The organism is Ornithinibacillus halotolerans (assembly GCF_014637405.1).
Taxonomy (GTDB): domain Bacteria; phylum Bacillota; class Bacilli; order Bacillales; family Amphibacillaceae; genus Ornithinibacillus; species Ornithinibacillus halotolerans.
The window spans coordinates 1-13,462 of the sequence record NZ_BMEY01000037.1 but is presented as its reverse complement, the minus strand read 5'-3'; the positions used below and the strand labels follow the sequence as shown (position 1 = coordinate 13,462).

Annotated in this window: 11 protein-coding genes; 3 read left to right on the top strand and 8 right to left on the bottom strand. The window is 36.7% G+C overall.

The window, feature by feature from the left end; all coding sequences use genetic code 11:
- Positions 1-128: 128 nt before the first annotated feature.
- The 3 genes from IEV35_RS19885 to IEV35_RS19875 all read right to left on the bottom strand — a co-directional run bounded on the left by IEV35_RS19885 (position 129) and on the right by IEV35_RS19875 (position 5,093).
- Entirely contained in the window at positions 129-1,814 is a 1,686-nt protein-coding gene (locus IEV35_RS19885) for a methyl-accepting chemotaxis protein (protein ID WP_229740830.1), read from the bottom strand.
- Positions 1,815-1,934: 120 nt separating this feature from the next.
- Complete coding sequence (locus tag IEV35_RS19880) at positions 1,935-3,749, bottom strand: LysM peptidoglycan-binding domain-containing protein (protein ID WP_188386398.1); 1,815 nt, start codon at positions 3,747-3,749, stop codon at positions 1,935-1,937.
- A 96-nt stretch (positions 3,750-3,845) separates the two neighbouring features.
- Positions 3,846-5,093 (bottom strand): MFS transporter, encoded by a 1,248-nt coding sequence (locus IEV35_RS19875; protein WP_188386397.1) that lies wholly within the window; start codon positions 5,091-5,093, stop codon positions 3,846-3,848.
- A gap of 180 nt (positions 5,094-5,273) precedes the next feature.
- On the opposite strand from IEV35_RS19875, the gene IEV35_RS19870 reads away from it, so the two are divergent.
- From IEV35_RS19870 to IEV35_RS19860, 3 genes are all read left to right on the top strand, one after another.
- Positions 5,274-5,825 carry a PadR family transcriptional regulator gene (locus IEV35_RS19870; protein ID WP_188386399.1) on the top strand — a complete coding sequence of 184 codons (552 nt, stop codon included), beginning with the start codon at positions 5,274-5,276 and terminating at the stop codon, positions 5,823-5,825.
- Between the two features lie 2 nt (positions 5,826-5,827).
- Positions 5,828-6,319 (top strand): DUF4188 domain-containing protein, encoded by a 492-nt coding sequence (locus IEV35_RS19865; protein ID WP_188386396.1) that lies wholly within the window; start codon positions 5,828-5,830, stop codon positions 6,317-6,319.
- A gap of 113 nt (positions 6,320-6,432) precedes the next feature.
- The gene (locus IEV35_RS19860) at positions 6,433-7,047 is read left to right on the top strand and encodes a PH domain-containing protein (protein WP_188386395.1); all 615 of its coding nucleotides are present in this window, start codon (positions 6,433-6,435) and stop codon (positions 7,045-7,047) included.
- 156 nt (positions 7,048-7,203) lie between these two features.
- On the opposite strand, the gene IEV35_RS19855 is transcribed toward IEV35_RS19860, so the two are convergent.
- The 5 genes from IEV35_RS19855 to IEV35_RS19835 all read right to left on the bottom strand — a co-directional run bounded on the left by IEV35_RS19855 (position 7,204) and on the right by IEV35_RS19835 (position 13,012).
- Positions 7,204-8,124 (bottom strand): ABC transporter permease, encoded by a 921-nt coding sequence (locus tag IEV35_RS19855; RefSeq protein WP_188386394.1) that lies wholly within the window; start codon positions 8,122-8,124, stop codon positions 7,204-7,206.
- Between the two features lie 13 nt (positions 8,125-8,137).
- Entirely contained in the window at positions 8,138-9,139 is a 1,002-nt protein-coding gene (locus tag IEV35_RS19850) for an ABC transporter permease (RefSeq protein ID WP_188386393.1), read from the bottom strand.
- Between the two features lie 176 nt (positions 9,140-9,315).
- Positions 9,316-11,001, bottom strand: a complete 1,686-nt coding sequence (locus IEV35_RS19845; protein ID WP_188386392.1) for an ABC transporter substrate-binding protein — start codon at positions 10,999-11,001, stop codon at positions 9,316-9,318.
- Between the two features lie 42 nt (positions 11,002-11,043).
- A complete protein-coding gene (locus tag IEV35_RS19840) occupies positions 11,044-12,021 on the bottom strand; it encodes an ABC transporter ATP-binding protein (RefSeq protein WP_188386391.1) in 978 nt (325 codons plus the stop codon).
- On the bottom strand, positions 11,996-13,012 hold the full coding sequence (locus IEV35_RS19835; RefSeq protein ID WP_188386390.1) for an ABC transporter ATP-binding protein: 1,017 nt from the start codon (positions 13,010-13,012) through the stop codon (positions 11,996-11,998). The genes IEV35_RS19840 and IEV35_RS19835 overlap by 26 nt, the downstream gene beginning before the upstream one ends.
- Positions 13,013-13,462: the final 450 nt, after the last annotated feature.

The following is a 13,462-nucleotide window of genomic DNA, read 5'->3' as shown; positions in this document are numbered from 1 at the left end:
TCTTTAGAATCAGTGCGTGGATGTGGTGCGTAAGGGGAAACCATTCAGTGGGCCTTTAAGGCCAAGGCCGGTAACAGAGGCTTCAAGCCGCAGAGCAAACCACCAGTTCACACTGGTGGTTTTGATTTTTATTTTATAGTTTCTGTGCTTTCGGCTAAAGACTCTGCGATGTTGGTAAGTTTCAATCCAATTTCATGGGTTTGTTCTAATTGTTTCACCTGTGCTTCACTACTTGCAAGCATTTCCTCTGCACTAGCAAGTGTTTCTTGAGATACAGATAATGATTGAATCGTTTCTCTTTCTAAAGAAGGAAGAAGTTGTTCTACTTCTTCTAAATCTCCTTGGACTTCCTCAAGCTCGGTACTTACTTCAAATATTTCCTTCATCATCTCATCAATAGAAACTTTCGCTTCATTAGACATTGATAATGTTGTCTTGATCTTGTTTAATATTTGTATAAATTCTTCGGATGCAGTATTGGTAATGGAATCCATATTGTGAATGGACTCTGTAATCTGTTCAGCGGCAGTAGCTGATTCTGTAGCTAATTTACCTACCTCATTTGCAACCACTGCAAAACCTTTTCCAGCATCTCCAGCGCGCGCTGCCTCAATTGATGCATTTAATGACAATAGTTTTGTTTGTTCTGTTATTCCTTGAATAAGTCCAACCAATTTATTGATTGCTTTGGAATATGATTGAACATGTTGGATGATAGTTGTTAAATGTTCAAAGTCTTGTTTAAACGTATGTACAGTATGAATTAAGGAGGACATGCTAGTTTCTCCTGTTTTGGCAGAGGAAGTCATTTCACCTGCATTATTAAAAATCAATTCCATGCGATGAATCATTTTTTCGATTTTTTCTTTCATTACTTTAAATGACTCTGAACTTCCTTCCGAACTGCTTGCTGTTTGTTCTGCACCAGCTTTAACTGCATGAATGGCGTCTATTAAATCTTGGCTAGAGGCTAAAGTTCCTTCGGAGGATTGTTTTAACTCATTGCCAGTATATTCAAGATGTTTTGTAGTATCGTTAATTTGTGTTAACATGGAACCCATTTGATTCATCATCGCTTGATAACTCTTGTTCAAAGAGTTGATTTCTGGAATTTTTGTTTGAATCACCGTTGTGTCATCTACTAAATTTCCGTTTCGAACGTTTCTCATCTTTTCTCTTAATTTAGAAAGAGGCTTTGTAATGCTATTTACAAATAATATGACAATAATCGTTGCGATAATAATACTAGTTAAAATGATCCCTATCATAATTGGGGCCATCTGATTAATTGGCTCTAAATAAGTTGAGGTTGGTACAAGTAACACATATTTTCCATTTAAATCATCTATTTCCTTAATACTAAGCGTATAATCTACTCCATCAATAGATTGGTGTAAAATACCATCATCATGCTTATTGATAGCTTGTACAGTAGATTCAGATAGGGTTGGTAACGTTTTTTCACTTATTTTAAATGGAATTACTTCTTGGTCAACTAAGTAAAAATATTCAGATGTCATCCCGTCTTTTTCGAGTTTGAATTTTTGATTACGAATATGTTGGTTCACTTGTTGGATGAAATAATCATATTGATCGTAACCTGGATAAACGAATCTTTCGTTATCTACAATATGTTCCATTAATTCTGCTTCTCGAATTAATCGATCTTCAATTGTATTCATTGTTGTATTTCGAGAAATAGTATATGTAAAAAGGCCAACTGCAACAATTGAGATAGTAAGTAGTGATATAAAGAGTAGTAGCAAGCGTCCTCTTAGCGTCATTTCCCTTTCACGTTGTTTCTTTTTTATCATCGTTTATTTATGCCCCCACGTAGTCAGTACTATAGAAAATTATACCAATTGAATGTAAATATAATGTTAAGCTAGTGTGAAGTTTGTAGTACTTTAGTAGTGGGGACAAATTTATATATCTTATAAAAAAATAATTGATTCTCCAATCTCTCTAATATGACTCGTGTCTGCCCATAAAATGAAGTATTGATATGAGGTTCCTTCGATTTGTATTGGTTCTGGGTATTGGATAATTAATGCTGATTGGTTGTTCATTTCTGTTGGTTGGTCGTTAGATGGAAAGATAAAACATCCCTCTTGATTCTGGATGGTTGTGTGCTGGATCCTTGGATTAGATCCATAAGGCATTAGTTGATGAAATGCTTTGTTTTGGCAAACAACCTCTATAGAAGCTGGTGTTGAGATAGCAGATATTTGGAAAAAACCATTTGTTCCTTCATACCGCTCAGGAGTAATTTGTTCCCAACTAGAAGGATACTGAAATTGGATTTGGAATTGCGTGTTCTTAAATGTCGATAATGAACCATTGTTTTTGCTTGGTTTCCATTTCAGTGCGAGTATGCTCCGTTCAGTAATTAGTTTTCTAGGTGCTGGTAGATTTATATTACTAACCCAAAGTTCTGTCGCAGTGGCAGTATTACTACAACCAGATAAATAGGCAACATTCATTCCATCTGGGGACCAATCTAATGGGGTAGAGAAACAATTAGATATTCCAATCGTTTGTGTACGACCCCCTTCGTTGTCAGTAACTTGAATGAGCGAGAAATACCCTCTATCTTCAAAGGCTGTTGCACTATAGGCAATAGTTGTAGAGTTACTAGCCCAAGTTGGAAAGTAGTTCTTCGCTAGTGGTCCTCCATCTATTTCAATCGTATTCCCAGTTGATAAATCGACGACATGGATTATGGAGATACTTGCTCCTGGAGTCGTGTATAAGGCAAACTGTCCGTTTGGTGACAGCCGAACTTCATTCAGTCTCCCACCAGTATTATTAGTGAGCCTGCTTAAGTCTGTTCCGTCTGTACGAATACGGAATAATTGGCTGAGTCCATTTTCATCTAGAGCTTGAAAAAGTAAATGCTCACCATCTGGAAACCATTGGACATCTGTTGCTCCAGAAATGTGTAACTCTTGAAAACGATGAGTATTTACGTTGTATATAATAATACTGTTTTGCTTTGCATAAACAATTTGTTGACTATTTGGAGCCCAATTGATATACACTCCATATCCTTGTGATAGTTGATCAATGGTTGCAATAACTCCAGAACTAACATGAACGACGTAAATGATATTGTTTTCTCCGATAAAAGCTATTTGTTCTCCATCAGGCGACCAATAAGGAATAGAAAATGCTTCTGCCAAACCTCTAACTATTCTATGGGTATTTCCATTTGCTACATCATAGAGCCAAATATCATATCCTTCATTTCCTTCCGTCGTATAGGCGATGATACCTTCCTCTCCAATCGGTGCATAAGGAATTGTGAGTCTCATGCCAGGAAAAATCTGTGTAGTGGAGAGATTATTGGCGGATTGAATGATTTCAGTGTTCACCCTCCCAGACGTAATCACTTGATAGCGTAATCCAATTTGATATAAGGAATCACCAGGTTGAACGGTATAGAAAGGGTTTCCTGGTGGTATATTTAGCAGTTGACCTGGATAAATCGTATAAGGTGTTTGTAAATTATTTGCTTCTATAATTGTTGTCAATGGTATTCGGAATTGTGTTGCTATCCCGTATACGCTATCTCCTTGTTTTACTTGATAGCGAGTGATACCGGGCGGAATGGATAGTTGTTGACCTATGAATATCGCATTTGGATTTGTAATGTTATTTGCGGCAATAACCATTTGAATAGGGACACCGAAGCGGTTTGCAATTTGAAATAGTGTATCACCAGGTTGAACCGTATAAAAGATTTGCATATTATCCCTCCAGAATATAACTCTTTCATTAGGATATTCACCTAAGTAAGAGAGGGTTCGGAGTTAATAAAAAGAGTAGATAGGGACATTCCCCACCTACTCTTCAGTCGATTTAAGCTTGCGAAATACAAAGAAGAAATATAATGATCCAACTAAATATAATCCTGCTGTAATTGTAAAGACATGTGCATATCCCCAATAAGCACCGTACATCATGACGATGGATGTAGAAACTGGTCCCATAAACGCCCAACCTAGTTGGAAGACCATCTGGTTTATCGAGTTTGCAAGCCCTTTAACTGAATCATCTACTTTTGACATCATTAATGATGCTTGTATTGGGTTACCGGCATTCATTAATGCTTGTCGGAACAGAAACCCAAGACTTGCTAACAATAGATTCTCCGTATATGCCGTAAGTAACAAGAATGGTAGAGAGGCTAACTGTAAATAAACAACTGCTCGGACTTCTCCAACCTTCTTTACGACAAAAGGACCAATGAACATTGCTACCGCTGTTGCAGCTTGACCTAACGATATAATTAATCCAATAACCGAATTGGATGCAGCGAATCGATCGGCAAAATATAAGTTCAAATAAGGAATAACTAATCCACTACCAAATCCAATTAATAATTGGGCAACCGCAAAAAGTCCAATAATTTTAAAGCCGGATTTGTTTGCTTGGTAAAACTCTCGAAACGGTATTCGTTCTTTTTGTTTCGGTGTTTGCTTCCTTTTCTCCACCATCTTCATAATTGGGAAGAATGCAGCAAGATAGAATACACTTCCTATAATTAACGTAATTCGAATGCTAATGATATCGGTAGTAAATAAAGAAAAGAAGTCTGTTAATGTTCCACCTAATAAACTACCGATAACATTGGCTGCAGTCATAATGGCAGAATGTAAGCTAAATAAATGAACTCGTTGCTTTGGTTTGGAGTTCTCTGCTAGCCATGGAATAGAAGATACTTGCAAAAATGCAGTAAATATTCCCGTAGAAAATCCTGTAATTAAAAGTAGTGTCTGCATCTCTACAATACTTCGTAATAGTAAGATAATCCCGGAGAAAACAACCCCAAAAGCCATGACCCGCTTTCTACCAAGTTTATCACTCATAATTCCAGCTGGAACTAGAATAATAGCTGTTGCCAGTGCAGTTAAAGCAATAACTTGACCGTTTACCTCATGACTAAGGCCAAGTTCCTGAATATAGATATTATACATGACCATGAACATTCCCATCCCAATTTGGGAGGCTATGTTGGCCCATATTGCTAGTTTAATATTTTGATTATATGTCCTTAATTGTGTCGACCATTCTTGGAAGAATAAAGTCATGCTGTTACGCCTCACTTCATATATTTCGAGTCCCTAAGTAATAGTACAATCAATTTTATAAAATGTAAATGGAATCGACTGTAAATTTTCTAAGAGTTTTTCTGAAAATAGTTGCAACTTCATCGAATTTGTCATATTATTTATATCAAGATGATATATATCAAAAAGATAGGTGGAACAATGGCAAAATTAAATCATACAAAATATGCGATATTAGGATTGCTAACAACGGATTGTAGAACAGGCTATCAAATGAAACGATTGATTGATACGAGCTTGAACCATTTTTGGAAAATTAGCTATGGCCAAATATATCCCACTTTAAAACAACTGGTAGAGGATGGCTTAGCAAATGTTCAAGAAACAACCCAAGATGGAAAACCAGACAAAAAGGAGTACTTTCTCACGGAGAAGGGAGAGGATGAGCTTCTTAAATGGTTAGAATCACCATTAGATCAAATTCCAGTCCCTAAGAATGAAGTACTTTTGAAATTGTTTTTTAGTAGACATCAAGATAATACAAAAACCATTCATTACTTAAGAAGTTATCACGAAATCCTGGAAAAAAGATTAAACACGTATTTAGCAATTGAACAAGTAATACGTACCCACTCGTTGCACAAAGCAGATGCGCAGTATTGGCTATTCACCTTGGATTATGGGAAACGTATAGTGAAAGCAGAGATAGAGTGGTGTGAGGAAACAATAAGTGAATTAAAAAAGGAGGATTAATCTTGGCTCAAAAATTATTCACAGGCCGTTTTACAACGGATAATAATAAGGATATAGTTGTTTTTCTTATTGGGATGCGAATTAATAAAAGACTTGCATTCCGTAAATGGTTACCTGTAATGAAAGCAATGCCACCAATGATTCGCGAACTATATACGAATAAGGAAGAATTAGGATTTTTATCATTAGAAAGTTTCCTTGGCTTACGTACGACGGTATTAATTACTTATTGGAGATCAACAGAAGATCTACTAGCCTATGCTAAAGGAAACAAACATTTAACTGCTTGGCGAGAGTTTAATAAAAAGATAGGTGATAATGAAGCGGTGGGAGTATACCACGAAACCTATACGATTCCAAACGGGAACTATGAAGCAGTGTATCGGAATATGCCTATATATGGTTTAGGGAAAGCAATGCCTCACAAGATCATTACACCGGAGAAAAGTACTGCAAAGAAAAGATTAAACGCACTTAATAAAATTTCTAATTAACTAGGAACAAATAAAATACAAACTGAAGAAAATATTAAGAATAGGTAAAAAGGCTAATTTACAAATATCTAGAAAAGGCTATTCTAGATGTATAAAGATGTAGGAGGAATTTGATGTTAAAAAAGCTTGCTTCTGATGCATTAGGTTTATCAGATATCGGGAAGATAATTGGACCAGAGGATTATGATAAGACTGATTCAGATGATTATGTTCGATACGAAGATAATGAGAAAATCTATTTTCTTATAAAAACAAAGTCAGATGAATATTGCTTTACAAATTTGGCTTTAATTCATGTAGATGGTGATAATGCTGTCTCCTCCAAACGTACTTTGAAAAGGTATTCCTATTCACAGAATAAAATTTCCAATGTGCTACTAGAAACCGCTGGTAGGGTTGACTTGGATATTGAAATTAAGTTTACTATTGGCAATGAGCATATGTCCATTGATGTTGATAAAAAGGAAATTAATCGCTTAAATGATCTGTATAAGGCGCTTTTATATATTGCTGAATTAACCCATGAAAACAATGCGGTACAGGAATTAGCACATCAAAGTATAGATAAGGCTGTTGCGGTTCTTCATAATTCTAGAACCAATGATACCCAACTAGCAGAACAATATAAGCTACTCACAGAATATGGATTTTCGTGGTTAAAATCTATTCGAGAGGAATACCATAAAAAAGATTTTGGCGATGTGTTTGAAAAGTATATAAATAATTAATTGAAGTGTAGAGCTATCAGAGAGAATTTGATAGCTCTTTTTTTAATATGAAAATTTATAAGGGAGAATGTTCTTAAAGAACTTTTTTACGAATTGGATTATATAGGAACATAAGAAAAAGGATCAGCCCAAATTAATGGTGCTGAGCCTTTTCACTTAGTTTTTCATTTTTGGATCTAATGCATCCCTTAGCCCATCTCCGACTAGGTTAAATCCTAATACGACTAACATAATGGAAACACCAGGGAAGATTAGTGTCCAAGGTGCTAATTGAATAAAGTCTCGTGAAGCGGCAAGCATTGCACCCCATTCTGGATTAGGTGGTTGAGCACCGAGTCCTAAGAAACCGAGTGCAGCAGCTTCTAATATTGCTGTACCAAAACTTAATGTAGCTTGGACGATAATTGGTGCGACACTGTTAGGGAGAATATGATGAAAAAGAATTCTACCATTCTTCATCCCTTGTGCTCTTGCTGCCATTATAAATTCTTCTTCACGTAAACTAACAACCTTTGACCGGATTAATCTACCGAATATAGGAATGTTAACAATAGCAATAGCGATTAACGCATTTTGTAAAGATGGTCCTAAAATAGCAACAATGGCAATTGCTAGTAGAATGCTCGGAAATGCTAACATAATATCGAAAATACGTGATATTAACATATCTACCCATCGTCCGTAATATCCTGCAATGATTCCAAGCAATGTACCAAAAATAAGTGCACCAGTTACTGCAAAAAATCCTACCATTAAAGAGATTCTTGCTCCGTAAGCTATCCTTGTAAAGATATCTCGCCCTACATCGTCTGTTCCAAAATAGTGCTCAGCAGATGGAGATTGTAGCCTATCTAATGGAACAATTTTATTCGGTTCATGATTAGTGATAAGAGGAGCGAAAATAGCGATTAGAACAAAAAATAAAATAATGACAAAACCAGCAATTGCAAATCTATTTCTTCGTAATTGTCTAAATGAATCTTTCCAAGGAGAAGTTACTTTTTCATCCTTGTTTTTTATTTGATTATTATTAGACTTTTGTTTAAGGTTTACTTGTTCTTTTTCTGTTGTTTTCATAACCTATCCCCCCTTAATAATTAATCCTTGGATCTATGAATTTATAGAGAAGATCCACAATTAGATTAATAATGACAAAGAGGAATGCAATAACTAAGATTCCAGATTGAATGACAGGGTAGTCTCGGAAGGTGATAGCTTCATAAATATAACGCCCGATACCTGGCCAACTAAAGATTGTTTCTGTTAAAATAGCTCCCCCTAATAGTACTCCAGTTTGTAACCCGATAACGGTTAATACGGGAATGAGAGCATTCTTTAAGGCATGCTTATAAATAATAAGGAACTGTCCAGAACCTTTAGCGCGAACGGTACGTATATAATCAGAGCGCATTACTTCAAGCATACTAGAACGAGTCATTCTAGCAATAATCGCCATTGGGATCGTACCTAATGCAATACTAGGTAAGACTAAGTGTTTAAGTGTTGTAATAGTTCTAGCAAAATCCCCGTGAAGGATAGAGTCTAACACGTAAAAATATGTAATAGGCTCCATTGGATCGCGAGTATCTTGCCTTCCGCTAGATGGAAACCAGCCTAGTTCTTGAGCGAATATCCATTGTTCCATTAAGGCAAGCCAGAAAACAGGAATAGACACACCGATTAACGCGAAAAGCATCGCAAGGAAATCAAACCAAGAATTCTGTCTCCAAGCACTAATAATACCGGCATTTACACCAATAATTATGGCAAAAAGCATCGCGAAAATAGTTAACTCAAAGGTAGCGGCTATATAAGGCCAAATTTCTTTATTAATAGCAGTTTTTGATTTTAATGATGTACCTAAATCCCCTTGTAGTAAGTCTGATACATAAATCGTATATTGGACAAAATATGGTTCGTTTAACCCCATACTCTCCTCTAGATCTTTTATTGCGGTTTCACTGGCAGTTTCCCCTAAAATTACTTGGGCTGGGTTTCCTGGTATAAGATGTACAATAGAAAATGTAATTAATGTCATTCCAATGAGTACTGGTATAAGCATTAACAAACGTCGCGTTGTATAGGCAAACAAAATTTTCACCTCGGTTCATTCGTGTCTTTGAATCTATAATAGGAAAGGGGCTGACTCATAAGCTTATAACTCCCTCTCTTTTTCTAAAGCAAGTTTCCAACTATATAAGGAATACTTAAGTGCTTTACTGAAGGGAGTAGCCCGCTATTTTGAGCCAGCCTCTTTCAATTTACTAATTATTTTTGTATCTCTACTTCTGCTAGTGACTCACTTGTTGATGGATGTGGTACGTAATTAACAACTGCATTTGTTGTAGCTAATACCGGACGAGAGTGTACTAATGGAACCATCGGTACATCCTCTGAAATAAGCGCTTGTGCTTCACTATAGAGGGATGCCCGCTCATCTTGGTCTACTGCAACTTTTGCAGCATCTAATAACTCATCCACTTTAGAATTTACATAGAAGCTACGGTTACTTGTTCCAACGTTGCTTCCATGTAATAAACTACTTAAGAAGTAATCAGGATCCCCATTTGTACCTGACCAACCTAACATATACATTTGATGTTCTCCATTCATTGTCTTTTCAAGATATGGAGCCCATTCTTCGCGGTGTATATTTGCTGTAACACCGATATCTGCTAAGTTCCCTTGAATAATAAGAGCAACTGTTTCAGGGTCTGGCATGTATGGACGTGCAACTGGCATTGTCCACAGGTCAATCTCTAATCCATCTGGATAACCAGCTTCAGCTAGAAGCTCTTTAGCTTTTTCTGGGTCATATGCATATGGCTCAACATCATCGTTGTAACCCATGTAGCTTGGTGGAAGCGGGTTTTTCGCTGGAACAGCATATCCAGCATATAATGCTTCAGCAATGGCATTACGATCAATTGCATAGCTTATCGCTTGGCGTAATTCCTTATTATCAAATGGCTCTTTTTGAGTGTTGAAACCAACATACCCAAAGTTGTTTTCAGCTCGTTCGAATAGAATTAAATTCTCATCGGACTCTACTCCTGCTGCATCGTCTGGATTTAATCCATCCATAATATCGATTTCGCCTGATTTTAATGCAATTAAACGTGCGGCATTATCTGGAATAACAGTGAAAACGACAGAATCAAGTTTTGGTAAACCTTCTACTCGATAGTCTTCAAATTTTTCTAATGTAATTGATTCATTTTTTCTCCACTCTACAAATTTGAATGGACCTGTTCCTACAGGGTTTTCATTAATAGTAGCCCCATACTCTTCTAAAGCTGCTGGAGATGTAATGGCGAAATAAGACATTCCTAAGTTTTGTAGGAAGAATCCTAGTGGGCGATTTAAAATAAACTCGATTTCATGGTCATTAATGACATTAATTTCTTTGATAACATGACCTTCATCGCCTTTGTATCCACCAAACATTGTTCCATACATGGAATATACATATCCGTCATCAGTAAATGCATATTCATGACTAGGATCTGCCCAACGTTCGAAGTTGATTTTTACAGCTTCGGCATTAAAGTCAGTTCCATCATGGAACTTTACGCCTTCTTCTAGATAGAAAGTATATGTTAAGCCATCCTCTGAAACATCCCAATCATGGGCAAGACTCGGTGCAACCTCAAACGATTCATCTTCAAATGTTAACAGTCCTTCTAATACTTGCTTCGTGACACGGGATGATTCTCCATCGGTCGTACTACCAGGATCTAAGCTTTCAGAATCTCCACCACGAGCAAAAATTAATACGTTATCACCACTTGCTTCAGCAGAATCGTTATTATTATCCTCTGCTGGTTCATTGTTCTCTTGATTGTTTGGCTCATTATTGTTATCTCCTGGTTCGTTATCATCACCATTACATGCTGCTAATACTAGAACTAAGGCTAATAATAGCGAAAATAACAACGAAATCCTTAACTTCATACAACTTCCCCCTTATATGATTTGTTTTAATATTGTTATATTTTATTGCACTGCTTCATCGTATAAATGGCAGGCAACAAAATGATTAACCTCAACTTGTTCAAATGTTGGTCTTACTTGTTTACAAATATCCATGGCCATTGGGCATCTTGTATGAAATGCGCAACCAGTAGGTGGGTTGGATGGACTTGGAACATCCCCCTCTAAAATAATTCTTTCTTTCTCGATGTCTGGATCAGGTAATGGCACAGCAGATAATAGAGCTTTTGTATAAGGATGTTTAGGATCGTCATACAACTTATCCTTTTCAGTTAATTCTACTAATCTACCTAAATACATCACGCCAACTCGATCACTAATATGCTTAACAACGCTTAAATCATGAGCTATAAAGACATAAGTTAAATTAAATTGATCACGCAAGCTTTCCATTAAGTTTAAAATTTGTGATTGGACAGAAACATCTAGTGCAGATACTGGTTCATCACAAATAATTAATTTTGGATGGTTTGCTAGAGCTCTCGCAATTCCAATTCGCTGTCTTTGACCACCGCTGAATTGGTGTGGGTAACGTGAAGCATGGTAACTGCTTAAACCAACAACCTCCAATAATTCTTTTACTCTAGCTTTTCGTTCAGCTTTACCCATCCCATGTATAAGGAGGGGTTCACTAATTATCTTTTCGACTGTATGCCTAGGGTTTAAGGAAGCGTATGGGTCCTGAAAAATAATTTGCATATCTCTACGCAGCTTTCGCATTTCTTCTGTAGTGAGTTTAGTAATATCTTGACCATCAAACTTCACTTCACCTTCCGTAGGTTCAATTAAGCGGAGGATTGCTTTACCAGTAGTTGATTTTCCACACCCAGATTCGCCTACAATTCCAAGTATTTCTCCCTCATGAACAGTGAAAGATACATCATCAACAGCCTTTACTTCTCCTACTTTTCTGCCCAAAACACCACCACGTATATCAAAGTATTTTTTTAGATTACTAACTTCTAATATTGGATTCTGCATCGCTCACTACCTTCCTTTCTGAAGCATCTAATAAAAAGCAACGACTATATCGATTGTTTTCTAAGGAAAATAGCTCTGGATTTTCACTGAAACAGCGATCGTGTGCAAACTCGCACCTATCTTTAAATCTGCAGCCAGTCATGTTCAGGCTTGGTTTTGGTACTGTTCCCGGTATGGAGTATAGTTGTTGATTTTTTTCATGGAGTTTTGGTATGGATCGAATTAACCCTTTTGTATAGGGATGTGTTGGGTCTTTTAATATTTCTCTAGTTGTTCCTTCTTCGACAACCTGGCCGGCGTACATAACTATTACCCGGTCACAGATTTCTGCAACAACCCCTAGATCATGTGTAATTAAAAGAATCGCGGTATCCTTTTCTTTATTCAACTTTTTCATCAAGTCTAGGATTTGAGCTTGAATGGTGACATCTAGTGCCGTTGTTGGCTCATCTGCAATCAAGATTTCTGGATCGCATGCCATAGCAATCGCAATCATAACACGTTGCCTCATCCCACCTGATAATTGATGGGGATATTCATTCATTACTTCTTCTGCACGAGGGATTCCTACTAATTTGAGCATCTCAATAGCTCTCTCGCTAGCTTGTTTTTTTGTTACTTTTTGATGGATACGAATTGCTTCTCGAATTTGGTTTCCAATTGTAAATAAAGGATCTAACGATGTCATTGGCTCTTGGAAAATCATTGATATTTCGTTTCCACGTATATCTTTGATTCTCCTTTTCGATGCTTCTAACAAGTTTTCACCTTTAAAATGAATCGACCCATCTACTATCTTTCCGGGTGGAGTAGGAACTAGTTGCATTATAGATAAGGATGTAACACTTTTCCCGCATCCAGATTCACCAACTATTCCAACTATCTCACCTTTTTTTACATGTAAACTTACTCCGTCTACAGCGGGGACAACCCCATGGTCCGTAAAGAAATGCGTATGTAGATTATTAATTGATAATATTTCCTCTGACAACAGTTTCCCCCCTTAAGTTGGTTTACCCTCTAGGTCTTATAAGCTAGCTTATTAACTATGTGCTGCTGTTATAACTCGTGGGTAAAATTTCTATATGACTTTTTCTTATTCAAACTTATTCTACAAATGTAAATAAATGTCCTGCCAAATGTCGAAATGATACAAATGTTCTGATAATAATTCAAAATACGACATCGTTTCTTGACGGCATTTGTCGGAAAATAGCGGGTGGTGGGGTAGTGTGAGAGTTTGGGTAATATTATTGGAGGGTTAATCCTCCAAAGATGCATCTAATCAACCGTTATATGATTAAGTCAACCAAATAAAAAAGAGGCTGGGACAAAACTAGCCAGAAAGTAATAAAAAACTGGTTCCAAGCGATTGAAAATTGCTTGGAACCAGTTTTTTTGAAATCATTTCCATTTCCTAAACTAGATTTGCCGTTTTTGG

Bases quoted from the DNA above. Each gene is read 5' to 3' on its own strand.
- IEV35_RS19855 (WP_188386394.1), bottom strand. From the start codon at position 8,124: ATGAAAACAACAGAAAAAGAACAAGTAAACCTTAAACAAAAGTCTAAT.
- IEV35_RS19845 (WP_188386392.1), bottom strand. From the start codon at position 11,001: ATGAAGTTAAGGATTTCGTTGTTATTTTCGCTATTATTAGCCTTAGTT.
- IEV35_RS19880 (WP_188386398.1), bottom strand. From the start codon at position 3,749: ATGCAAATCTTTTATACGGTTCAACCTGGTGATACACTATTTCAAATT.
- IEV35_RS19870 (WP_188386399.1), top strand. From the start codon at position 5,274: ATGGCAAAATTAAATCATACAAAATATGCGATATTAGGATTGCTAACA.
- IEV35_RS19840 (WP_188386391.1), bottom strand. From the start codon at position 12,021: ATGCAGAATCCAATATTAGAAGTTAGTAATCTAAAAAAATACTTTGAT.
- IEV35_RS19885 (WP_229740830.1), bottom strand. From the start codon at position 1,814: ATGATAAAAAAGAAACAACGTGAAAGGGAAATGACGCTAAGAGGACGC.
- IEV35_RS19875 (WP_188386397.1), bottom strand. From the start codon at position 5,093: ATGACTTTATTCTTCCAAGAATGGTCGACACAATTAAGGACATATAAT.
- IEV35_RS19860 (WP_188386395.1), top strand. From the start codon at position 6,433: ATGTTAAAAAAGCTTGCTTCTGATGCATTAGGTTTATCAGATATCGGG.